The following is a 21599-nucleotide window of genomic DNA, read 5'->3' as shown; positions in this document are numbered from 1 at the left end:
GGGCGACGCATGAGCCAGGAGACACCGCACCGGAGCGGTCCGGGGCCGGACGAGCGTGACGGCGGGGCGGTGCGCGACCGGTCGCCGCACGGCGCCCCGCGGCACGCGCCGCACCCGCGACAGCCGGTGCCGCCCATGCCGCCCATGCCGCCGATGGCCCCGCCGCCCGGGATGCCCCGGCAGGCCCCGCCCGGGTACGGCTACCGCGCCTACCCCCCGCCGACCGGCGGCTGGGCCCCGATCGGCGTCGACGACGACGCCGAGGACCCCCGCACGCCCGGCAACCCGGCCGCGTCGTTCTCCGCGGTGCTGGGGGTGCTGGCCCTGCTGGTCGGGCTGCGGCCACTCGCGTTCGGGAGCATGGCGCTGTCGTGGGACGGCTTCGTCGGGATCGGGATCGCCCTCGTCGCCCTCGTCGCCGGGGCGGTCGGGCTGCGCACGTCGGTCCGCCGCCCGGTCGCGGCCGTCGGCATGGTGCTCGCGGTGGTCGCGCTCCTCGTCGTCGCGGTGCTTCCCACGTTCTGAGCGCTCGACCTAGAACGTGATGACGAGCCGACCCCGGACGCCTCCGGCCTCCAGGCGCCGGTGGGTCTCGGCCGCCTCCTCGGCCGGCACGGTGGCGGCGACCCGCAACGTCACCGCCCCGGACTCGACCTGCTCGCGCAACCGGTCCAGCGCGGCCCGGTTCCGCGCGTAGTCGCGCACCCACACCGGGTGCCAGGTGATGCCCCGGCCGCTGCCGCCCTCCGGGCCACCGTACCCGCGCACGGTGGCGATGCGGCCGCCGTCGACGAGCGCGGGGACGAGGTCGTCGGTCTGCAGCGACCCGTCCGCGATGCCGTCCACCCCGCCGCCGACCGCCGCGCGGATCCGGTCGGCGACGCCGTCGCCGCGCCGCACGACGAGGTCCGCACCGAGGCCGCGGACCAGGTCCTCGTCGGCCTGCGCCGCGTCGGCCACCACCCGCAGCCCGTCGGCCTTCGCGAGCTGCACGACGTACCCGCCGAACGCCCCGGCGGCACCGGTCACGGCCAGCGTGGCGCCCGCGGGCAGAGCCAGCCGGTCCAGGGCGAGGCGGGCCGTCAGCCCGTTCATGGGCAGGGTGGCGGCCGCCGCGTCCCCGACGCCGGCGGGCGCGGGCGCCACCGAGTCCACGGGGAGGGCGATCCGCGAGGAGTAGCCGCCGTGCGACCCGGAGGGCACGACGATGCCCATGACCCGGTCCCCGACGGCGAGGCCGGCGTCGGCGGTGTCGGGGCCGAGCGCCGCCACGGTGCCGGCCACGTCCATCCCGGGCACGTACGGCGGCGGGTCCTTCCGGAGGGCCTCGGCGCGCGCGCCGTTGCGGGTGAACGTGTCCGTCGGGCTGACGGCGGCCGCGGCGACGTCCAGCAGCACCTCACCCGGCCCCGGCTCCGGGTCCGGCAGCTCGACCACGTGCAGGGCCTCGGGCCCGCCGAACTCGGTCACTCCCACGGCTCGCACGGTCCGGGTGTTCCCCCGACGGGCGGACCGTCACTCCCGTTGTGATGACGTCCCTGGGCCGGCGGGGTCGGCGGTGGCACCGTCGTCGGGGTGTCCCCCGACGTCGACGCGCTCCGGCCCACCCCCATCTTCGACGAGGTCGACCGGTGGGCCCGTCACACCGAGGCGGTCGGCCCCTCCATGCTCACCTTCCGGCGACCCACGGCGCCCGCGCCGGGCACCGCGAGGACCGTCCTCGCCCTGCTCGCGGCGGCCCGCGAGGAGCGCACACCACGCCACGCCCTGCGACGGTCATGATCGTCCGGGGCCGTACGATGTGCGCGTGACCTCCTCCGAGTCCGCGCCGTCGGCCCCGGAGCTCCCCGTTCCCGGGTCGGCCTGGGCCGACGGCGACGTCGGGGAACGGACCCGTCGGACCCGCCGTCGGCTGCTGCTCGCCGCGGCCACCGTGTTCGACGCCCAGGGCTACCGCGGGGCGGCGTTGAGCGACATCCTCGCCGTCGCGGGCCTGACGAAGGGCGCGCTGTACTTCCACTTCCGGTCCAAGCGGGCGCTCGCGGAGGCCCTGCTGGTCGAGGTCTGCGACTCCTGGTCGGCCCTGGTCGACCGGATCGACCGCCAGGGCGTGGACCCCCTGTGGCGACTGCTCCTCGAGACCGACGCCTACACGGCACGGTGGATGTACGACCCGCTCGTCCGCGGCATCAGTCGCGCGATCTACGAGCCCGACCTCCGCGAGCACCGCCTCGCGTGGCTGACCGCGTGGGAGCACGCGACCGTCGAGCGGCTGACCCAGGCCGAGGCGGCCGGGCTGCTGGCGTCGAACGTCGACCCGGTGCGCGCCGCCCGCACGGTCGTCGCCGTGGCCTCCGGCAACCACGCCCTCGCCGACGGCCCGGACGACCTGTGGACGCGCATGTCGGAGTCGTGGGAGGGCCTCGTGCCGGTCCTCACCTCCGAGGCGTGGTCGCAGGACTGGGCCGCGTCGGGCTGGCGCGACCGCGCCCGGCCCGACGGCGACCGCTACCGGGCCTCCCGCGAGCCCTGAACGGTCAGGCGGGAGCGGTGCGTGCCAGGGCCTCCCACCCCTGGTCCGCGGCGCGCGCGGCCTCCTCCGCGGCCGCACCCCCGCGCAGCCCGAAGAGACGCTTGGCGACCAGCAGGTAGACCACCACCGCGACGTTCACGATCAGCGCGACCACCTTGGTGGGGGTGACCCGCACGGTCAGCTCGTAGATCTCGGGGACCAGCAGCACGGACGTCGCGATCAGCGTGAGGTACTCGGCCCAGCGTCGGCCCCACCACAGCCCGAGTGCCTCCACCCCCTCGAGGAGGGCGTAGGCGGCGAGGGCGATCCCCACGAGGACGATCGTCCGGTCCTGGGCGGTGAACGCGCGGGTCACCTCGCCGAGGACCCCCTCCTGCAGGCCGTCACCGAGACCGAGGGTCCGGCGCAGCGTGTCGAGCACGGCGAAGAACGGCGTGCGCAGGGCCTCGCGGTCCGCGAGGAACACGAACACCGCCGCGGCGGCGAGGCCGAGCCCGAGGAAGTGCAGCAGGCGGTCGATCGCGATGAGCCGCAGGACGAACCGGTCCCGCAAGGCCCGGCCGCGCAGCGGCAGGTCGACCTCGGCCCGGGTGGGCAGGCGGTCCCGCCCCGGGGCGGCCGGCGGGGGCAGCGGCACCCACGAGTCGCAGCGCAGGCACCGGTGCCAGCGGGAACCGGCGGACTCCCGCACGACCAGACCGACGTCGAACCCGGCGTCGTCGGTGTCGAGCGTGGCCGCGTCGGTCCCGAGCAGGGAGTGGCCACGTAGCCCGCAGGTGATGAGCTCGTAGTGGAAGCGCGGCCGGAACCGCGCCGGCGGGACGGTGCCCGGCGGCCGGGGCACCGCGACCTTGGTCGTCACCCTGCGATCGTAGGGCGACGACGGGTGCTCACACGGCGGGTGCCAGCTCCGCCACCGGGACGGTGACGGTCTCCTGCACCCACACCTGGCCGTCGTCGGTGACCGACACGGCGTGGGTACGCACCGGCTTCTTCGCCGGGGGGCCGTCGGGGCGCCCGGTCCGGAGGTCGAAGCACGCGGCGTGCAGCGGGCACTCCACCGCGCAGCCCTCGAGGAAGCCGTCGGACAGCGACGCGTCCTGGTGCGTGCAGGTGTCGTCGATGGCGAAGAGCTCGCCCCCGACGTGGAACACCGCGATCGCCACCGTCCCCTCCACCCGGACCGACTCGCCGTCGGGGATGTCCGAGAGTTCGCCCACGTAGATCATGTCTGGCTCCTGTTGCGTATTGCGCGGCGCGTCCTGCGATTCGCAACATGAGCGTGACGATTCGCGGAAGCGCCGTCAAGGGGGTCACCGGGGACTTCTGGCGACGTACTGTTGCCATTGGATGACACGGCTGGTACGCGACTGATATGTCAATACGCCGTCCAACACGGCGACATCCGGGTGACACACTTCCCGGTCAGGGCCGCAGCGAACCGAGGTCCGCGAGGGGATCGGATGATCGACCAGCCGCACCCGTGGCGGCGGGACGGGGTACGGCCGCCGGCCGTCGAGGGCGAGTACGTCCTGCGGCGCGCGACCGCCGCGGCCGCCGTGGGCAACGTCGCGGAGTGGTACGACTTCGGGCTCTACTCCTACCTCGCCGGCACCGTGCTGAGCCGGGTCTTCTTCCCCGACGCCGGGCCCTGGGCGGCGGTCTACACGCTGGGCGCGTTCGCGGCCGCCTTCGTGATGCGCCCGCTCGGCGGCCTCGTCTTCGGACCCCTCGGCGACCGCATCGGACGGACGAGGGTCCTCTCGGCCACCGTCGTGCTCATGGCGGCGGCCACGCTGCTGCTGGGCCTCGTGCCGGGTCACGGGACGATCGGCGTCGCCGCCCCGGTCCTCGTGCTGGTCATCCGGATGCTGCAGGGCTTCTCCGCGGGCGGGGAGTACACGGGGGCCCTCACCCTGATCGCGGAGTACGCCCCCGACCGGCGTCGCGGCTTCTTCGGCAGCTGGCTCGAGTTCGGCACGCTGAGCGGCTACACGCTCGGGGCCGGCGCGAGCGCCCTGGTCATCGCCCTGCTGCCCGACGACGCGCTGCTCTCCTGGGGCTGGCGCCTCCCCTTCATGCTCGCCCTCCCGCTCGGGATCACCGGCATCTACCTACGCCTGCGCCTGGAGGACACCCCGGCCTTCCGTCAGCTCATGGACCGCTCCCCCGCGGTCGCGGGCATGCCGCTGCGCCGGGCCCTGACGATCGTGCTGGTGCGCTACCGCCGCGGCGTGCTCGTGGCGGGCGGGCTGGTGGTGGCCTGGAACGTCGCGAACTACGTGATGACGAGCTACGTGCCCACCTACCTGACGAGCACGCTGGTCGAGTACGGCGAGGCCGGCACCGGCACCGCGGCCGCGACCGGGCTGCAGGTCGCGGTCATGCTCACGATGCTGGCCACGATCACGACGGTCGGGCGGCTGAGCGACCGGATCGGCCGTCGACCCGTCCTGCTCACGGGCAGCACCGCGCTCGTGGTGACCGGTCTGCCCGCGGTCTGGCTGCTCCGCCAGGGCCTGCTCGGTCAGATCGGCGGGCTGGCCCTGATGGGCGCGTGCCTGCTCTGCTTCGCGGCCGTGGCGCCGTCCACGCTGCCCGCCGTGTTCCCCACCCTCGTGCGCTACGGCGGCCTCGCGCTCACCTTCAACGTCGCGGTCTCGGTCTTCGCGGGCACCTCCCCGACCGCGATCGCCGCCCTCACCGCGTCGACCGGCTACCTCGACTGGGCGGGCTGGTTCCTGGTGGCGGCCGGCGTGATCGGCCTCGTGAGCGTGGCGTTCCTCGAGGAGAGCGCCGGGCACCCGCTCGCCGGCGCCCGGCCGCTCGCCTCGAGCGCGGACCTGCCACCGCCCGAACGCTCGCCGGACGGCGTGTTCCTCGAACATCCCCGGGACTGAGCCGGTGGGGCCTCAGCCGGCCCGGCGCGGCAGCTCGGTGCGCCGCAGGCGGCCGAACATCCGCGGCTCGGCCATCGCGAAGAGCCCCGTCGTCGCCCCGTCCGTCCCGACGTAGCGGGCGACGAACCGCCGCTCCCCCGGATCGCCGTGCAGGACCTCGACCGCGTCCCTGGAGTCCGGGTGGCCGGCGAGCTGCAGCAGGCGGCCGTACTGCTCGGACCAGACGTAGCCCGAGGGCGCGACGGTGCGGACCGTCGAGCCGGCGAGGAGGTTCTCCGCGGCGACCGCCGCCTGTTCCCCCGCGCTCGTCCAGTGCTCGTGGCGGTGGGTGGACGTGCCGCGGCACCAGCGGGCGACGTCGCCCACCGCCACGACGGCCGGGACGTCGGTGACGAGCCCGTCGTCGGTGCAGGCGCCGTTCTCGACCTTCACCCCCGAGCCCTGCAGCCAGCCGGTGTTCGGGGTGATGCCCACGCCGACGACGACGACCTCGGCCGGCACCTCACGGCCGTCCCGCAGCCGCACCCCGGTGACCCGGCGCGCCCCACCGGACGTCGGCGCCGTGGTGAGACCCTCGACCGCGACCCCGGCGTGCAGGGTGGTGCCGGCGTCGTCGTGCAGGGCCACGCAGGTCGCGGCGACGGTCGGGCCGAGCACCGGGGCCAGCGGCGTGTCGAGGCCGTCGAGGACGGTGACGTCCAGGCCGAGCGCCCGGCACGTGGAGGCGACCTCGGCGCCGATGAACCCGCCCCCGACGACGGCCACCCGCGACCCGGGCGCGAGCGCGGCCCGCAGCGCCCGCGCGTCGTCGAGGGTGCGCAGCGCGTGGACCCCCTCGACGTCGGACGTGCCGGGCAGCCTCCGGGCGCTGCCGCCGGTGGCCACCACGACGCCGTCCGCCGCCACCTCGCCGCCGTCGACGAGCCGGACCCGGCCCGCCGCGGTGTCGAGCGCCGCCGCGCGCGTGCCGGGCCGCAGGTCCAGCGCCAGCCCGGCGAGGTCCTCGTCGTCGAGGAGCGCGAGGCCCGCCTCGTCGGTGCTCCCGGCCAGGAACTCCTTCGACAGCGGCGGCCGGTCGTAGGGGACGTGCGGCTCGTCGCCCAGCAGGGTGAGGCGGCCGTCGAACCCGGCGGCCCGCAGGGCCTGGGCCGAGCGCACCCCGGCGACGGAGGCCCCCACGATCGCGATCGTCTTCATGCGCGCTCCTCGGCACACGGGAGGGACGCCGCGGCGCGAACGCGCGGCCGCGGCACCGGACAGGACCGACGTTGCGTCCTACGCGCACGTGATCCTCCATGCGCAACTCAGACCGTGGGAGAACGGCCTGACGTTGTCAAGGAGGGGTTCGACGCCGGGAAATCCCGGACTCTCCCCGGCCAGCCCTTGACACGGCCCGATTCCGACGGGGAGCGTGCTCGTTGCGTGATGAGAACCAGTGTCGCCTATCGCGCAACAGCACCGGCGCGGTCCGACAGACCGGACCCGCCCGCTCGCCCGGTCGGGCCCACGTCGAGGAGCACGCACGATGACCACTGGTGAGTTCGTCGGATCGATCACCGGCCCGGCGCTCCCCGAGAGCCTGCGGGAGACCCTCCCGGGCCGGTACTACACCGACCCCGCGATCTTCGCGGCCGAACAGGCGCTGATCCTCGAGCAGGGCTGGTTCTGCGCGGTGCTCGCCGCGGACATCCCGTCCGCCGGCGACTTTGAGACCGTGCAGGTCGGCCGGGAGAGCGTGATCGTGGCGCGGGGACGCACCGGCGCCGTGCACGCCTACCTCAACGTGTGCCGGCACCGCGGGGCGCGCCTGTGCACCGAGGAGAAGGGCTCGGTCCGGCGCTCCTTCCAGTGCCCGTACCACGCCTGGACCTACGGTCTGGACGGGAAGCTGATCGCGGCGCCCAACATCGCCTCCATGCCGGACGTCGACCGGCACCGGTACGGCCTCGACCGCGTCGCGGTGCAGGAGTGGCTCGGCTACGTGTGGGTCTGCCTCGCCGACGAGCCGCCGTCCTTCTCCGACACCGTGGTCGCCGACGTCACCACCCGCCTCGGCTCCCCCGACGCGATCGTCGGCTACGACGTGGCCGGCCTGAAGCTCGGTCGCCGCATCTCCTACGACGTGGCGGCGAACTGGAAGCAGATCGTCGAGAACTTCATGGAGTGCTACCACTGCGGGACGATCCACCCGGAGCTGACCGAGGTGCTCCCGGAGTTCGCCGACGGGCTCGCCGCGCAGTACTTCGTGGGGCACGGGGCGGAGTTCGGGGAGGACGTCGCGGGCTTCACCGTCGACGGCTCGGCGGGGCACGCGCGCATCCCGGGCGTCGCCGCCGAGCAGGACCGCCGCTACTACGCGATCACGGTGCGCCCGCAGGTGTTCGTCAACCTGGTCCCCGATCACGTGGTGTTCCACCGCATGTTCCCCCTGACCGCCGACCGGACGCTCGTGGTCTGCGACTGGCTCTACCTCCCCGAGGTCGTCGACTCCGGGGCCGACCTGGACCGCTCGGTGGAGCTCTTCCACCGGGTGAACCAGCAGGACTTCGAGGCCTGCGAGCGCTGCCAGGTGTCGATGGACTCGCGGTCGTACGCGCGGGGCGGGGTGCTGGTCCCGAGCGAGCACCACATCGGCGAGTTCCACGACTGGGTGCGCGAACGCGTCGGCTGAAGCCACCCACCACCCGACCCGCAGCACACCGGACGAACGAGACGAGCCATGAGCGCCGATCCCGATCCCACCCCCCACCCCGTCGCCGCCGAGCCCCTGGCCGACGCCTTCGCGGTCGCCGACCAGCTCGCCGTCCACGGCAGCGACTGCGTCTGCCCGCGGTGCGCCGGGCGCCTGCCCTTCCTGCTCCGCGACCTCGCGCGCGCCCTCCCCGAGGACGACCGCGCCTGACCCGTCCCCCACCGTCTCCCTGTCCGTCCGCGCACGTCAGGGCCTGTCAGGGCTGCTCGACGGGCCACGGACGGGCCCGAGCAGTCAGGTAGCCTCCGACGATGTCAGCGTCGATCGACCCCGCACCGGCGCCGGGTGAGAAGGTCGGCGCGGTCCAGTCGGTCGACCGGGCCGTGGCGATCCTCGAGTTCGTCGCCGAACAGGGCGAGGCCGCGATCACCGACATCGCCGCAGCGCTCGACGTCCACAAGTCGACGGCCTCCCGGCTGGTCGCGGCCCTGCAGCGCCGCTCCCTGCTCGAACAGCACGGCGACCGGGGCCGGTACGCCCTGAGCTTCGGTCTGATCCGGCTCGCGTCCGCCACGACCGCGCGGCTCGACGTCTCCCGGCTCGGGCAACCGGTCTGCCAGCGCCTCGCGGAGTCGCTGGGCGAGACCGTGAACATCGCGGTCAGCGACGGCGAGGCCGGGATCACGGTGGCCCAGGAGAGCGGCACCGCCTCCGTCATCTCGGAGAACTGGGTCGGACGGCGGACCCCGCTGCACGCGAGCTCGGCCGGCAAGGTCCTGCTCGCCTGGATGGACACGACGGACCGACGACGGGTCCTGCGTCGCCCGCTGGAGCAGTTCACCGAGGAGACGATCGTGACCCCGGCGGCGCTGCGGATCGAGCTCGCGCGCGTCTTCGACGAGGGCTACGCCCGCTCGTTCGAGGAGCTCGAGGTGGGGATGCACGCCGTCGCCGTCCCCGTCGTGTCGGCCGACGGCACCGTGGGCTCGGCCCTCTCGGTCACCGGGCCCGCCTACCGGCTGCCGCGGCGCCGCGCCCGCGCCGTCGTGGCGGAGCTCAAGGAGGGGGCGGCCGAGATCTCCGCGAAGCTCGGCCACCGCCCCGTCTGATCCGGGATCAGCGCAGGACGACGGTGCTGTGGCCGTCGAGCAGCACCCGGTGCTGGCAGTGCCAGCGCACCGCCCGCGAGAGCGCGAGCGCCTCGGCGTCCCGCCCCACCATCTGCAGGGCGTGCGGGTCGTAGGAGTGGTCGATCCGGATGACCTCCTGCTCGATGATCGGGCCCTCGTCGAGGTCGGCCGTCACGTAGTGCGCGGTGGCCCCGACCAGCTTCACCCCGCGGTCGTAGGCCTGGTGGTAGGGCTTGGCGCCCTTGAACCCGGGCAGGAACGAGTGGTGGATGTTGATCGCCCGCCCGCGCAGGGCAGCGCACGTCGTGTCCGAGAGGATCTGCATGTAGCGCGCGAGCACCACCAGCTCCGCGTCCAGCCGGTCGACGACGGCGAGCAGCTCGGCCTCGGCGTCGGCCTTGGTCGCCGGCGTGACGGGCAGGTGCACGAACGGCAGGCCCGCGGCCTCGGCCATCGGCCGCAGGTCCTCGTGGTTCGACACGACGCCGATGAGCTCGGCCCCCAGCCCGCCCGAGCGCCAGCGGTAGATCAGGTCGTTCAGGCAGTGTCCGAGCCGCGAGACCAGGACGAGGACGCGGACCGGGCGGGCCGGGTGGAACGTGTGCTCCATGTCGAACGCGGCCGCGACCGCGTCGAAGCCCTCCTCGACCTCCTCCACGGAGGTGCCGTCGGGCACGGCGATCTCGGTGCGCAGGAACAGCCGCCGCCGCACCGCGTCGTCGAACTGCTGGTGCTCCACGATGTCGCACCCGCGGGCGGCGAGGTGGCTCGACACCGCGTGGACGATGCCGCTGCGGTTCGGGCAGCTCAGGGTGAGCGTCAGCGTGCCGGTCATGATCGTCTCCTCAGCACTCCACGACGGTGAGAGCCAGACCCCCGCGGGCCGTCTCCTTGTACTTGACCGACATGTCGGCCCCGGTCCGGCGCATCGTGCGGATGGCCTGGTCCAGGGACACGTGGTGGGCGCCGTCGCCGCGCACGGCGATCCGCGCCGCGGTGATCGCCGTCACCGAGGCGACCGCGTTGCGCTCGATGCAGGGGATCTGGACGAGGCCGCCCACGGGGTCGCAGGTCAGCCCCAGGTTGTGCTCGATCCCGATCTCGGCCGCGTTCTCCACCTGTTCCGGGGTGCCGCCGAACAGCTCGGCGAGCCCGGCGGCGGCCATGGAGCAGGCCGACCCGACCTCGCCCTGGCACCCGACCTCCGCGCCGGAGATCGACGCGTTGCGCTTGAACAGCATCCCGACGGCTCCCGCGGTGAGCAGGAACCGGACGACGTGGTCGTCGGAGAATCCCGGCAGGACCTGGGCGGCGTGGTGCAGGACCGCCGGCACGATGCCCGCCGCCCCGTTGGTCGGAGCGGTGACGACCCGCCCGCCCGCCGCGTTCTCCTCGTTGACCGCGAGCGCCCACAGCGCGACGTGGTCGCCCGGCTGGGTGTCGGTCCCCGCGGTGGTGTCCAGGTCCAGGCGGCGACGCATGGCGGCCGCACGCCGCCGGACCCGCAGGCTGCCGGGGAGCACGCCCTCGGCGGTGGACCCGCGCTCGACGCACTCCCGCATCACCGCCCACCGGTGCAGCAGCCCGGCGCGGGTCTCCGGCTCCGGGCGCCAGGCGGCCTCGTTGGCGAGCACCACGTCGCTGATCCGCAGGCCCGCCGTGCACGCCCGCGACACGAGCTCGTCCCCGCTCGCGAACGGGAGTGCGACGGGCACCTCCGCCTCGCGCACCACCGGGGCGCCGGTCTCGTCCTCGTCGAGGACGAACCCCCCGCCGACCGAGTAGTAGGTGCGCCGGTCGACGACGGCGCCGGTGGCGTCGTGGGCGGCGAAGACCATCCCGTTGCTGTGGGCGGGCAGGGTCGCCCGCCGGTGCAGCACCACGTCGGCCTCGACGTCGAAGGCGACCGGGTGCTTGCCGGCGAGCAGCAGCGAGCCCTCCGCGCGCACGGCGGCCACGAGCGGTCCGGTCGACGCCGGGTCCACCAGGTGCGGCTGCTCCCCCAGCAGGCCCAGGACGACGGCGGGCACGCTGCCGTGCCCGTGGCCCGTGGCGCCCAGTGAGCCGAACAGCTCGCAGCGCACCCCCTGCACCCGGTCGAGCACCCCGGACTCCCGCAGGCGGGTGGCGAAGAGGAAGGCCGCGCGCATCGGGCCGACCGTGTGCGAGGACGACGGTCCGATCCCCACCGTGAACAGGTCGAACACCGAGATGCTCATCTGGTCTCCCGCCTCGCCGAGCGCTCGCGTACGCAACTAATATATGAGTTGACGGCAAGGCTGTGAAGACTGCGCGGCCACCCGTTATGATCGGTGTCGTGACCGTTACTCCGGACGCGCCGTCCAGCCCGCTGTCGCTGTCGGAGCAGGCCTACTCCGCGATCCAGGACAAGCTGATCATGTTGGACATCCCGCCGATGTCCCCGATCGACGAGGTGGGCCTGGTCTCGTCGCTCGGCGTGGGCCGGACGCCGGTCCGGGAGGCCCTCAAGCGCCTCGAGGTCGACCGGCTCGTCGTCTCCTACGCCCGGCGCGGCACCTTCGCGACCGCCGTGGACATCACCGACCTCGCCTACATCTCCGAGATTCGGGTCCAGCTCGAGCCGCTCGCCGCCCGGCGTGCCGCCGACGCGACCGGCGCCGAGGCCCGGGCCGAGCTGCGGGAGCTCGCCGACGCGACCGAGGCCCTCGACGTCCCGACCCTCACCCGCGACGAGCTGATGCGCTGGGACCTCCGGGTGCACCGGTCGATCTACCGGGCGGCGGGCAACCCGCACCTCGAGGACACGCTCGTGCGCTACGACAACCTCGCCACCCGCATCTTCTGCCTGTTCCTCGACCGGATGCCCGACTTCGTGTCGCACGTCGAGGAGCACGCGGGCCTCCTGCGCACCATCGCCGACGGCGACGGCGACGCGGCCGCCCGCCGGGCCCGTCAGCACGTCCAGGGCTTCGAGAAGGCCATCCGCGCGGTCATCTGACGATCTGCTCCCGCACGGCGGCGGTCACCTTGGCCGCGCGCAGCACCAGGTCGTCGACGTGGTCGACGGCCTCCAGCAGCTCCTCGCGCGCGGTCGGCTCGGTGCGGTCGACCAGATCCACCTCGACGGTCACCCGGGCCGTGCCCGCCGCCGCGCGCAGGGCCTCGGCGGCGGCCGCCACGCCGGGCGCGACGGCGCGGACCGTGAGCGGCCGCAGCGTCTCGGCCAGGGTGAGGAGCTCCTCGGTCACCTCGAGGACCCGGATCGCGACGGCTCCGGCGTCGGCGTCGGCGAGGTCCAGGGCGACCTCCCGGAGCGCGTCGCCGCGCTCGCGGATCCGGACGACGACGTCGGCCGGCGCGGCGCCGCCGTCGCTGCGGCGCGCGACCATCGCGACGAGCGCCGCGCCCTGCGCGGCGTGCAGTGCGGCGCCGGTGGCCCCGCCCGGCACGGGGTGGGGGGACGCCAGGTCCGCGAGGTACGCCTCGATGGTCCGATTCCGCACGGGGGCCTCTCGGGGGGGAGCCCGCGCGGCGGTGCACGTCGCCGCACGGGGGTCGAGGGTGGACGGGTGGCCGCGGTACCCGAACGCTCAGCGCCGGATGCGGGTCATCTCCGGGTCGACGAGCGGCTCGGCCGCGACCGTGGCGCGGACGGGCGACCCGAAGTACCGGATGTCGACGGCGTCGCCCGGCTCGAGGCCCGCGGGGAGCCAGGCGTAGGCGATCGGCCGGCCGACGGTGTGGCCGAACGCGGCCGAGGTGACGTAGCCGGCGGGCTCGCCGTCGACGAGCACGGGCTCGTGGCCGAGCACGACGCTGCGGCCGTCGTCGACGGTGAGGCAGGTGAGCCGGCGGGTGACCGTGTCGGCGCTGCGCCCCTGGAGCGCCGCGCGCCCCACGAAGTCGCCCTTCGTCGAGGGACGCACGGCGAAGCCGAGCCCGGCCTCGTACGGGTCGTGCTCGCTGGTCATGTCCGTGCCCCAGGCGCGGTAGCCCTTCTCCAGACGCAGGCTGTTGAACGCGGCGCGGCCCGCGGCGACGACCCCCAGCGGCTGCCCGGCCCGCCACAGGGCGTCCCAGAGCCGCTGGCCGTACTCGGCGCTCGTGTAGATCTCCCAGCCGAGTTCCCCGACGTAGGAGAGCCGCATCGCGACGACGGGGACGCCCGCGATCGTCGCGCGGGTGGCCCGGAAGTACTTCAGGCCCTCGTGGGAGAGGTCGGTCGACGTCAGCGGCTGCACGAGGTCGCGGGCGAGCGGGCCCCAGACGCCGATGCAGCAGGTGGCGCCGGTGACGTCGCGGACGTGGACGTCCGGGTGGTCGGCCGCGACCCGCTGCAGGTACTCGACGTCGAGCGGTCCGTTCGCGCCGACCTGGAACTCGTCGTCCCCGAGCCGGGCCACGGTGAGGTCGCTGCGCACGCCGCCCGCCTCGTCGAGGGCGAGGGTGTAGGTGACCGAGCCGACGGACTTGTCCATCTTCCCGGTCGTGATCTGGTCGAGCATCGACACCGCACCCGGACCGCTGACCTCGACCCGGGTCAGCGGCGTCATGTCGTACATCGCGACCGCGGTGCGCGTCCTCCAGGCCTCCGCCGCCGCGATCGGCGAGTGGAAGCGGGCGGCCCACGGGTCGCGCTGCGGGGGCGCCCACTCCGCCGGGAGCTCGGCGACCAGTCCGGCGTTGGCCTCGTACCAGTGCGGGCGCTCCCAGCCGTGGGCCTGCAGGAAGACCGCGCCCAGGTCCTTCTGGCGGGCGTGGAACGGGCTGACCCGCACGTCGCGCGGCGAGAGCCGGGGCTGCAGCGGGTGCACGATGTCGTAGATCTCGACGAAGTTCTGCTGCGCGGTCTCGGAGACGAACTCGTCGGTCGTCTCGAACTCGGAGAACCGGTGCACGGAGCAGCCGTGCAGGTCGAGTTCGCTGCGCCCGTCCACCAGGAGCTGCGCGACGCTGCGCGCGACCCCGGCGGAGTGGGTGACCCAGACCGCCTCGGCGATCCAGAACCCGGCGACCTCCGGCGACTCCCCGATGAGCGGCCCGCCGTCGGGGGTGAAGGAGAAGATGCCGTTGAACCCGGAGTCGATCTTCGAGTCGCGCAGCGAGGGCAGCAGCGTGCGGCTGTGCTCCCACTGCGGGGCGAAGTCCTCCTCGGTGAACGGCAGCATCGAGGGCTGCCGGGAGTCGCTGACGTCGACGCCCACGTCGGGCAGCTCGTCGAGCGCGACCGGCATCGGCCGGTGGGCGTAGGACCCGATGCCGAGGCGGTCGTCGTGCTCGCGGTAGTAGAGGTCCTGGTCCTGGTGGCGCAGGATCGGCAGCCGGGCCTCGACGTCGGCGTCGTTGCGGCCGACCAGGGCGGGGACCTGACCGGTGAAGACGTACTGGTGGGCGAGCGGGAGCAGGGGCACGCGCATCCCGACGAGCTCGCCGAGAGCCCGTCCCCAGAATCCGCCGCAGGACACGACGACGTCGGCCGGGACCTCGCCGGCGTCGGTGCGCACGCCCGTGACGCGGCCGCCCTGCTGAGAGACCCCGGTGACCCGGGTCGACCCGCGGAAGACCGCCCCGCGGGACTGCGCCCGCCGCATGAGCGCGACGACCGTGCGCGACGCCTTGGCGAGGCCGTCGGTGGGCGTGTGCAGGCCGCCGAGGACCAGGTCGGGGTCGAGCAGCGGGTGCAGCTCCCGGCAGCGCTCGGTGTCGACGACCTCGGCGGGCACGCCCCAGGAGGTGGCCAGGCCCTGCTTGCGGTGCAGGTCCGCGAGCCGCTCGGGCGTGGTGGCGATCTCGAGGCCGCCGACCCGGTTGAAGCACCAGGCGCCGTCGACGTCGAGCGACGCCAGCTTCTCCTTCGTGTAGGTCGCGAACTCGGTCATGGTCCGCGACGTGTTCGTGGCGAAGACCAGGCCGGGGGCGTGGGAGGTCGAGCCGCCGGGCAGGGGCAGCGGCCCCTGGTCGAGGACGGTCACGTCGGTCCAGCCGCGGGCGGTCAGCTCGTCGGCGAGGTTGGCGCCGACGATCCCGGCACCGATGACGACGACGCGGGGGGTGGTGCTCATGGCGTCTCCTGGCGGGGATCAGGCGGGGATCAGGCGGGGGTGGGCCGGAGGGATCGGGCGGTGTCGACGAGGCGGTCGACGACGTAGCCCGCGAACGAGGTGCGGACGTGCAGGCGGAGGTCGTCCTCGGCGTGGGCGACGAGCAGGACCGCGGCCTGGCCGAAGAGCGTCTGGGCGCAGCGGCCGCGGCCGAACGCGGTGGGCCGCAGGTCGATCGAGCAGCCGAAGGCGAGCAGGTCGCGGGCGGCCGGGCCGTGCAGGCGCAGGCCGACGCGCTGCGCCGAGACGTCCACGGCCATCCCGCCGTGCGGGGCCGCGAGGGCGTCGACCCGGTCCTCCCAGCGGTGGGGGTCGGCGGCGGCGCTGGTGAGCAGCCACTCGTCGGGGCCGAGGCGCAGCGCGACGCCGTCGGGCAGCTCGGTCCACGTGTCGGGCGAGCGGGGCAGGGTGCCGCCGAGGGCCGCGGCGATCGCCTCCGGCGCGCCCCCGTCGGGGTCGACGCGCAGGTCGACGGCACTGACGAGGGGTTCGAGGGTGATCGAGGGCTCGCCGGTGAGGGCCTCGAGGGTCGCCCGGCGACCCTCCAGCGGGTGGCGGCGGGTGAGGACGACGGGAGACGAAGCGGAGCGGAGCTCGACCCCGCTGGACAGTTCAGCCGTCACGACGGGCTCCTTCGGGGTCGACCAGGACGGTCCCGCCGATCTGCGCGGCGATGAGCATGTCGCCGACGGGGATGCCGACGACCTCGCCGACGCGGTCGCGCCCGCCCGCCACGAGGGCGAGCGCGAACGGCCGGCCGAGGGCGGCGCTGCGGTAGCTGGAGGTGACGTGGCCGAGCATCGGCACCGGGGGTGGCGGCAGCCGCCCGTCGTCGGGAAGGGCGACGATCTGCGATCCCTCGGGCAGCGTCGTCGTCGCGTCGGTGGGCAGCAGCGACACCAGCTGCTTGCGCTGCGGGTCGGTGGCGACCGGGCGGGCGAAGGAGCGCTTCCCGACGAAGTCGGGCTTCTTCTTCGACACCGCCCATGACATCCCGAGGTCGTGCGGCGTGACGGTGCCGTCGGTGTCCTGCCCGATGATCGGGTAGCCCTTCTCGGCGCGGAGGACGTGCATCGTCTCGGTGCCGTAGGGCGTGATGCCGTCCTCGGCGCCCGCGGCGACGAGCCGGGCCCACAGGTCGGGGGCGTGCCAGGCGTCGACGCTGACCTCGAAGGCCAGCTCGCCGGAGAACGAGATGCGCGCGAGGCGGACCGGGACGCCGTCGAGCGTGGTGTCCTGCCAGGTCATGAAGCCGAAGGCGTCGTTCGAGACGTCGACGTCACCGAAGACGCGCCCGACCACGTCGCGGGAGCGCGGCCCGGCGACCGCGAAGATCGACCACTGCTCGGTCACCGAGGTGAGCCGCACCCGCAGGTGGGGCCACTCGGTCTGGAGCCACTCCTCCATCCAGTCCAGGACGTGCGCGGCGTTGCCCGTCGTCGTGGTGACGAGGAAGCGGTCCTCGGCGAGGCGGAGCACCGTCCCGTCGTCGAACACCATCCCGTCGTTGCCGCACATGACGCCGTAGCGGACGCGGCCGACCTTCAGGGTGCTCATGAGGTTGGTGTAGAGGTGGTCGAGCAGCACCCCGGCGTCCGGCCCGCGCACGTCGATCTTGCCGAGCGTCGAGCCGTCCATGATGCCGACGGAGCCCCGCACCGCGGCGCACTCGCGCAGCACCGCCGCGGCCATGTCCTCGCCGGGCGCGGGGTAGTGCCGGGCCCGCTTCCACTGGCCGACGTCCTCGAACACGGCGCCCGCAGCGACGTGCCACGCGTGGACGGCGGTGGTGCGGACCGGATCGAAGAGGTCGCCGCGGTCCCGCCCCGCCAGGGCCGCGAACGGCACCGGGGTGAACGGCGGGCGGAAGGTCGTGGTGCCGAGCGACTCGACCGGCCGGCCGAGCAGTTCCGCGGTGACGCCCGAGGCGAGGACCCCGGAGGTCTTCCCCTGGTCGTGCGCGGTGCCGATCGTCGTGTAGCGCTTGACGTGCTCCACCGAGGTCATCCCGGCGCCGACCGCGCGGGCGATGTCCGCCACCGTGGCGTCCCGGGCGATGTCGACGAACTGGCGCGCGGGGTCACCGGCGGTGCGCCAGAGCATCCCCCGCGGCGTGATCTCCTCCGGCGGGGCGGTCGGGGCGTCCTCCCCGCCCGCCTCGCGCAGCACGTCCGCGAGCGCGTAGGTGCCGTTGGCCGCGCCCACCACCGTGGTGCGGGGCAGCTCCCCCGCGGGACGGAAGGCGACGAGCTCGGGGTCCCAGCGCAACGGCCCGCCGACGTGGCTGAACAGGTGGGCCGTGGGGTTCCAGCCGCCGCTGACCAGCAGCAGGTCGCAGGGCACCTCCCGCCGGGACTCCCCGACGAGGGCGGCGCGGACCCGGTCGGACCCGAGCGTGCCGCGGACGTCGGTGCCGGCCTCGACGGGCACGTCGAGCTCCGCGCACCGGCGGGTCCACCCCGGCGGGACCTCGGATCGCCCGTCGAGCACCCGGACCGACGCGCCGGCCTGCCGGAGGTCGAGCGCGGCGGCGTAGGCGCTGTCGTCGACGGTGAAGACCACGACCTCCCGCCCGGCGAGGACGCCGTGGCGGTGGAGCAGATCGCGGGCCGCGGAGGCGAGCATGACGCCGGGGCGGTCGTCGTCCTCGAAGACGATCGGGCGCTCGATCGCGCCGGCCGCGACGACGACCCGACCGGCCCGGATGCGGTGGTCCCGCGCCCGGGCACCGCCGTCGGAGCCCTCACCACGCCGCTCGAGGGCGAGCACGAACCCGTCGTCGTAGTGCCCGAACGCGGTCGTGGCCTGCAGGTGCGTGACGTGCGGCGCGGCGGCCAGCTCCGCGACGACGGCGTCGACCCACTCCGGCGCGGGGCGGCCGTCGACGGTCTCGGTGCCGGTGAGGGTGCCGCCCGGGGTGGGGCGGTCGTCGACGAGCACGACGTCGAGCCCGGCGCGCGCCGCGGTGCGGGCCGCGACGAGTCCGGCCGGGCCGGCGCCGACGACGAGGACGTCGCAGTGGACGTGCCGGTGGTCGTAGCGGGCGGTGTCGGCCACCTCGGCGAGGCGGCCCTGGCCGGCGACGCCGCGGGCGACGAGACCGTCGACGACGTCCACCGTGGTGGCCAGGAGCATCGGCTCGGGGAAGGGCTCCTCGATCTGGACCAGGCCGCCCGGGTCCTCGGTCCAGGCGCCCATGACCCCGCGGGGGCGGCCGAGCCGGATGCTCGTGCCGAGGGTGGTCACGCCGTGGGCGAGCAGGGCGGAGGCCAGGGTGTCGCCGGGGTGGGCGGTGTAGCCGACCCCGTCGAAGGTGAAGGCGAGGGTCCGGGTGCGGTCGATCCGGCCGTACCCGTCGACGCGGCTCATGCGGACCTCTCAGGGCGAGCGGAGCGACGGGGGAAGGACCCGTAGGGGCCCGTCTCGGCGAAGACGTAGGTGCGGGTGTCACGGACGGCGCGGAGCCAGCGGCGGCACCCGGCGTCGTGGCACCAACGCTCGGCGAACGTGCCCTTGGGGTTGTCGCGGAAGAACAGGAAGCGGGCCCACTGCTCGTCGTCGAGGGCGGACGGGTCGGCCGGGTAGGCGAGGTCGGCCTGGCCGCCGTAGCGGAACTCGGTCTCCTCGCGCGGCCCGCACCAGGGGCAGGTGATCAGTTGCACGGCGGTTCTCCGAAGTGGGTGCGGGTCGGGGCGGTCAGTGCGCGACGCCGGCGGCGCCGTGCTCGTCGACGAGCGCGCCGGTCACGAACCGGTCGAGGGCGAACGGGGCGACGAGCGGGTGCGGGCGGCCGTGGGCGACGGTGTCGGCGAAGGCCCAGCCGATGCCGGGCGTGGCCTTGAAGCCGCCGGTCCCCCAGCCCGCGTTCACCAGCACGTTCGCGTACGGCGTGTGCCCGACGATCGGGCTGGCGTCGGGGGTGACGTCGACGATCCCCGCCCAGGAGCGCAGCAGGTGGGCGCGGGCGAAGACGGGGAAGAGCTCGACGGCGGCGGCCATCTGGCGCTCGATCACGTGGAAGGCGCCGCGCTGGCCGTAGCCGTTGTAGCCGTCCACGCCCGCGCCCATCACCAGCTCGCCCTTGTGGGCCTGGGAGACGTACACGTGCACCGCGTTCGACATGACGATCGTCGGGTGGACGGGCTCGAGCAGCTCCGAGACCAGCGCCTGCAGCGGGTGCGACTGCAGCGGGGTGCGGACACCGAGGCGGTCGAGCAGCACCGAGGTGTGGCCCGCGGCGCAGAGCGCGACGGTGCCGCAGGCGATGTCGCCGCGCGACGTGCGGACGGTGGTGACCCGGTCGCCGTCGACCACGAAGTCGGTGACCTCGCAGTCCTGGATGATGTCGATGCCGGCCTCGTCGGCGCGGCGGGCGAAGCCCCAGGCGACGTAGTCGTGCTTCGCGATACCGGCCCGGGGCTGGTAGGTGGCCCCCTGCACCGGATAGCGGATGTCGTCGGACACGTTGACGATCGGGCAGATCTTCGCGACCTCGTCGGGGCCCAGCCACTCCGCGTCGATGCCGTTGAGGCGGTTGGCCTCCACGCGACGCACCGAGTCGCGGACGTCCTGCTCGGTGTGGGCGAGGTTCAGCACGCCGCGCTGGCTGAACAGGATCGGATAGCCGAGGTCGTCCTCGAGGCCCTCCCAGAGCTTCAGGGAGTGCTCGTAGATGGCCGCGGACTCGTCCCAGAGGTAGTTCGAGCGGATCAGCGTCGTGTTGCGGGCCATGTTTCCGCCGGCCAGCCAGCCCCGCTCCAGCACGGCGACGTTCGTGATGCCGTGGTTCTGCGCGAGGTAGTGGGCGGTGGCGAGGCCGTGTCCGCCACCGCCGACGATGACGACGTCGTAGGAGGGCTTCGGCTCGGGCGTCCGCCAGAGGAAGTCGGGGTGATCCGGCAGGGCGGCGCCGGGGGGAACGGGGGAATTCACGGCTGCAACTCCCGGTAGAGGGGGTGGCGGTCGGCCAGCGCGGCGACGCGGTAGGCCAGGGCGTCGAGCTCGATCTCGCCGACGTCGGGTCGGAGCGCCCGGGCGATCACCTCGGCGACCTCGCGGAAGTCGTCGGCGGTGAAGCCGCGGGTGGCGAGCGCGGCGGTGCCGATGCGGACGCCGGAGCTGACCATCGGCGGGCGCGGGTCGAACGGGACGGCGTTGCGGTTGACCGTGATGCCGACGCGGTGCAGCCGGTCCTCGGCCTGCTTGCCGTCGAGCTCGTGGTCACGCAGGTCGACGAGCACCAGGTGCACGTCGGTGCCGCCGGAGACGACCCCGACCCCCGCCTCGCCGAGGAGGCGCTCGGCGAGGATGCGCGCGCCGGCCAGGGTGCGCTCGCAGCGCTCCCGGAACTCGCGCGTGCCCGCGAGCTTGAAGGCGACGGCCTTCGCGGCGATCACGTGCTCGAGCGGCCCGCCCTGCTGACCGGGGAAGACGGCCGAGTTCAGCGGCTTCGCGAGCGACCGGTCGGCCGCGAGGATCACGCCGCCCCGCGGGCCGCCGAGGGTCTTGTGGGTGGTCGAGGTGACGACGTGGGCGTGCGGCACGGGCGACGGGTGCAGGCCCGCGGCGACGAGGCCCGCGAAGTGCGCCATGTCGACCATGAGGTAGGCGTCCACCTCGTCGGCGATCCGCCGGAACGCCGCGAAGTCCTGCTGGCGCGGGTAGGCCGACCAGCCCGCGATGATCAGCTTCGGCCGGTGCTCGTGGGCGAGCCGGGCGACCTCGTCCATGTCGACGCGGTGGTCGTCGGCGCGGACGTGGTAGGCGGCGACGTCGTAGAGCCGGCCCGAGAAGTTGAGGCGCATGCCGTGGGTCAGGTGACCGCCGTGCGCGAGGTCGAGGCCCAGGATCGTGTCGCCCGGCGTGAGCAGGGCGGCCATCACGGCGGCGTTGGCCTGCGCCCCGGAGTGCGGCTGGACGTTGGCGTACTCGGCGCCGAACAGGTCCTTGAGCCGCTCGATCGCGAGGGTCTCGACCACGTCCACGTGCTCGCACCCGCCGTAGTAGCGCCGGCCCGGGTAGCCCTCGGCGTACTTGTTCGTGAGCACCGAGCCCTGCGCCGCCATCACCGCGAGCGGCGCGACGTTCTCGCTGGCGATCATCTCGAGGGTGCGGTGCTGGCGGGAGAGCTCGCCGACGACCGCGGCGTGCACCTCGGGGTCGACCTCCGCCAGGGACCCGTCGAGGTCCGTGCGGGGCCCCGTCCCCACCGTCGTCGTGCTCATCGCCGCTCCAGATCGCCGACTGATATATCAACTGCCG

21 protein-coding genes are annotated in these 21599 nt (G+C 74.4%); 8 read left to right on the top strand and 13 right to left on the bottom strand.

What is annotated here, in order from left to right; translation table 11 throughout:
• Positions 1–9: 9 nt before the first annotated feature.
• Complete coding sequence (locus QSK00_RS21390) at positions 10–525, top strand: hypothetical protein (protein WP_285593869.1); 516 nt, start codon at positions 10–12, stop codon at positions 523–525.
• Positions 526–534: 9 nt separating this feature from the next.
• On the opposite strand, the gene QSK00_RS21385 is transcribed toward QSK00_RS21390, so the two are convergent.
• Complete coding sequence (locus QSK00_RS21385; protein ID WP_352231160.1) at positions 535–1476, bottom strand: quinone oxidoreductase family protein; 942 nt, start codon at positions 1474–1476, stop codon at positions 535–537.
• Between the two features lie 99 nt (positions 1477–1575).
• Between QSK00_RS21385 and QSK00_RS21380 the strand changes: the two genes are divergently transcribed.
• Both QSK00_RS21380 and QSK00_RS21375 read left to right on the top strand, forming a co-directional pair.
• Complete coding sequence (locus tag QSK00_RS21380) at positions 1576–1782, top strand: hypothetical protein (protein ID WP_285593868.1); 207 nt, start codon at positions 1576–1578, stop codon at positions 1780–1782.
• A 25-nt stretch (positions 1783–1807) separates the two neighbouring features.
• A complete protein-coding gene (locus QSK00_RS21375; RefSeq protein ID WP_285593867.1) occupies positions 1808–2533 on the top strand; it encodes a TetR family transcriptional regulator in 726 nt (241 codons plus the stop codon).
• Positions 2534–2537: 4 nt separating this feature from the next.
• Here QSK00_RS21375 and QSK00_RS21370 read toward each other — a convergent pair whose 3' ends face one another.
• Complete coding sequence (locus tag QSK00_RS21370; RefSeq protein ID WP_285593866.1) at positions 2538–3395, bottom strand: DUF2127 domain-containing protein; 858 nt, start codon at positions 3393–3395, stop codon at positions 2538–2540.
• A 28-nt stretch (positions 3396–3423) separates the two neighbouring features.
• Positions 3424–3762 carry a bifunctional 3-phenylpropionate/cinnamic acid dioxygenase ferredoxin subunit gene (locus QSK00_RS21365; RefSeq protein ID WP_285593865.1) on the bottom strand — a complete coding sequence of 113 codons (339 nt, stop codon included), beginning with the start codon at positions 3760–3762 and terminating at the stop codon, positions 3424–3426.
• Between the two features lie 234 nt (positions 3763–3996).
• On the opposite strand from QSK00_RS21365, the gene QSK00_RS21360 reads away from it, so the two are divergent.
• The gene (locus QSK00_RS21360; protein ID WP_285593864.1) at positions 3997–5433 is read left to right on the top strand and encodes an MFS transporter; all 1437 of its coding nucleotides are present in this window, start codon (positions 3997–3999) and stop codon (positions 5431–5433) included.
• A 12-nt stretch (positions 5434–5445) separates the two neighbouring features.
• Here QSK00_RS21360 and QSK00_RS21355 read toward each other — a convergent pair whose 3' ends face one another.
• Complete coding sequence (locus QSK00_RS21355; protein ID WP_285593861.1) at positions 5446–6630, bottom strand: NAD(P)/FAD-dependent oxidoreductase; 1185 nt, start codon at positions 6628–6630, stop codon at positions 5446–5448.
• Between the two features lie 328 nt (positions 6631–6958).
• Here QSK00_RS21355 and QSK00_RS21350 point away from each other — a divergent pair, with 328 nt between their 5' ends.
• The 3 genes from QSK00_RS21350 (at position 6959) to QSK00_RS21340 (ending at position 9234) form a co-directional block, all read left to right on the top strand.
• Entirely contained in the window at positions 6959–8104 is a 1146-nt protein-coding gene (locus QSK00_RS21350; RefSeq protein WP_285593858.1) for an aromatic ring-hydroxylating oxygenase subunit alpha, read from the top strand.
• A gap of 48 nt (positions 8105–8152) precedes the next feature.
• Positions 8153–8335 (top strand): hypothetical protein, encoded by a 183-nt coding sequence (locus QSK00_RS21345; protein ID WP_285593855.1) that lies wholly within the window; start codon positions 8153–8155, stop codon positions 8333–8335.
• 101 nt (positions 8336–8436) lie between these two features.
• Positions 8437–9234: an IclR family transcriptional regulator gene (locus tag QSK00_RS21340; protein ID WP_285593851.1), complete on the top strand. Its 798-nt coding sequence runs from the start codon at positions 8437–8439 to the stop codon at positions 9232–9234.
• A 7-nt stretch (positions 9235–9241) separates the two neighbouring features.
• Here QSK00_RS21340 and purU read toward each other — a convergent pair whose 3' ends face one another.
• Positions 9242–10090 (bottom strand): formyltetrahydrofolate deformylase, encoded by an 849-nt coding sequence (gene purU / locus QSK00_RS21335; RefSeq protein WP_285593849.1) that lies wholly within the window; start codon positions 10088–10090, stop codon positions 9242–9244.
• Between the two features lie 10 nt (positions 10091–10100).
• Complete coding sequence (locus tag QSK00_RS21330; protein WP_285593846.1) at positions 10101–11474, bottom strand: L-serine ammonia-lyase; 1374 nt, start codon at positions 11472–11474, stop codon at positions 10101–10103.
• A gap of 86 nt (positions 11475–11560) precedes the next feature.
• On the opposite strand from QSK00_RS21330, the gene QSK00_RS21325 reads away from it, so the two are divergent.
• A complete protein-coding gene (locus tag QSK00_RS21325) occupies positions 11561–12235 on the top strand; it encodes a GntR family transcriptional regulator (RefSeq protein WP_502872061.1) in 675 nt (224 codons plus the stop codon).
• On the opposite strand, the gene QSK00_RS21320 is transcribed toward QSK00_RS21325, so the two are convergent.
• The 7 genes from QSK00_RS21320 to glyA all read right to left on the bottom strand — a co-directional run bounded on the left by QSK00_RS21320 (position 12228) and on the right by glyA (position 21562).
• Positions 12228–12740, bottom strand: coding sequence for a cyclodeaminase/cyclohydrolase family protein (locus tag QSK00_RS21320; protein ID WP_285593842.1), 513 nt, complete (start codon positions 12738–12740; stop codon positions 12228–12230). The two genes, QSK00_RS21325 and QSK00_RS21320, sit on opposite strands and share 8 nt — an antisense overlap.
• A gap of 87 nt (positions 12741–12827) precedes the next feature.
• Complete coding sequence (locus QSK00_RS21315) at positions 12828–15299, bottom strand: GcvT family protein (RefSeq protein ID WP_285593841.1); 2472 nt, start codon at positions 15297–15299, stop codon at positions 12828–12830.
• 29 nt (positions 15300–15328) lie between these two features.
• Entirely contained in the window at positions 15329–15961 is a 633-nt protein-coding gene (locus QSK00_RS21310; RefSeq protein ID WP_285593840.1) for a sarcosine oxidase subunit gamma, read from the bottom strand.
• Positions 15951–18707, bottom strand: coding sequence for a 2Fe-2S iron-sulfur cluster-binding protein (locus tag QSK00_RS21305; protein WP_285593839.1), 2757 nt, complete (start codon positions 18705–18707; stop codon positions 15951–15953). Before QSK00_RS21305 ends, QSK00_RS21310 begins: the two co-directional genes overlap by 11 nt.
• Positions 18704–19000, bottom strand: coding sequence for a sarcosine oxidase subunit delta (locus QSK00_RS21300; protein WP_285593837.1), 297 nt, complete (start codon positions 18998–19000; stop codon positions 18704–18706). Before QSK00_RS21300 ends, QSK00_RS21305 begins: the two co-directional genes overlap by 4 nt.
• A gap of 34 nt (positions 19001–19034) precedes the next feature.
• The gene (locus QSK00_RS21295; protein ID WP_285593835.1) at positions 19035–20270 is read right to left on the bottom strand and encodes a sarcosine oxidase subunit beta family protein; all 1236 of its coding nucleotides are present in this window, start codon (positions 20268–20270) and stop codon (positions 19035–19037) included.
• On the bottom strand, positions 20267–21562 hold the full coding sequence (glyA, locus tag QSK00_RS21290) for a serine hydroxymethyltransferase (protein ID WP_285593833.1): 1296 nt from the start codon (positions 21560–21562) through the stop codon (positions 20267–20269). The genes QSK00_RS21295 and glyA overlap by 4 nt, the downstream gene beginning before the upstream one ends.
• Between the last annotated feature and the right edge of the window lie 37 nt (positions 21563–21599).

The sequence above is a fragment of the Actinomycetospora sp. NBRC 106378 genome, from assembly GCF_030269685.1.
In the GTDB taxonomy this organism is placed as follows: Bacteria; Actinomycetota; Actinomycetes; order Mycobacteriales; family Pseudonocardiaceae; genus Actinomycetospora.
The sequence above is the reverse complement of the archived record's forward strand: the minus strand, read 5'-3'. Positions and strand labels throughout refer to the sequence as shown.

Excerpts from the sequence above, each read along its gene's own strand:
- QSK00_RS21390 (WP_285593869.1), top strand. The coding sequence starts at position 10 with ATGAGCCAGGAGACACCGCACCGGAGCGGTCCGGGGCCGGACGAGCGT.
- QSK00_RS21365 (WP_285593865.1), bottom strand. The coding sequence starts at position 3,762 with ATGATCTACGTGGGCGAACTCTCGGACATCCCCGACGGCGAGTCGGTC.
- QSK00_RS21360 (WP_285593864.1), top strand. The coding sequence starts at position 3,997 with ATGATCGACCAGCCGCACCCGTGGCGGCGGGACGGGGTACGGCCGCCG.
- QSK00_RS21355 (WP_285593861.1), bottom strand. The coding sequence starts at position 6,630 with ATGAAGACGATCGCGATCGTGGGGGCCTCCGTCGCCGGGGTGCGCTCG.
- QSK00_RS21350 (WP_285593858.1), top strand. The coding sequence starts at position 6,959 with ATGACCACTGGTGAGTTCGTCGGATCGATCACCGGCCCGGCGCTCCCC.
- QSK00_RS21345 (WP_285593855.1), top strand. The coding sequence starts at position 8,153 with ATGAGCGCCGATCCCGATCCCACCCCCCACCCCGTCGCCGCCGAGCCC.
- QSK00_RS21340 (WP_285593851.1), top strand. The coding sequence starts at position 8,437 with ATGTCAGCGTCGATCGACCCCGCACCGGCGCCGGGTGAGAAGGTCGGC.
- purU (WP_285593849.1), bottom strand. The coding sequence starts at position 10,090 with ATGACCGGCACGCTGACGCTCACCCTGAGCTGCCCGAACCGCAGCGGC.
- QSK00_RS21330 (WP_285593846.1), bottom strand. The coding sequence starts at position 11,474 with ATGAGCATCTCGGTGTTCGACCTGTTCACGGTGGGGATCGGACCGTCG.
- QSK00_RS21325 (WP_502872061.1), top strand. The coding sequence starts at position 11,561 with ATGATCGGTGTCGTGACCGTTACTCCGGACGCGCCGTCCAGCCCGCTG.
- QSK00_RS21315 (WP_285593841.1), bottom strand. The coding sequence starts at position 15,299 with ATGAGCACCACCCCCCGCGTCGTCGTCATCGGTGCCGGGATCGTCGGC.
- QSK00_RS21305 (WP_285593839.1), bottom strand. The coding sequence starts at position 18,707 with ATGAGCCGCGTCGACGGGTACGGCCGGATCGACCGCACCCGGACCCTC.
- glyA (WP_285593833.1), bottom strand. The coding sequence starts at position 21,562 with ATGAGCACGACGACGGTGGGGACGGGGCCCCGCACGGACCTCGACGGG.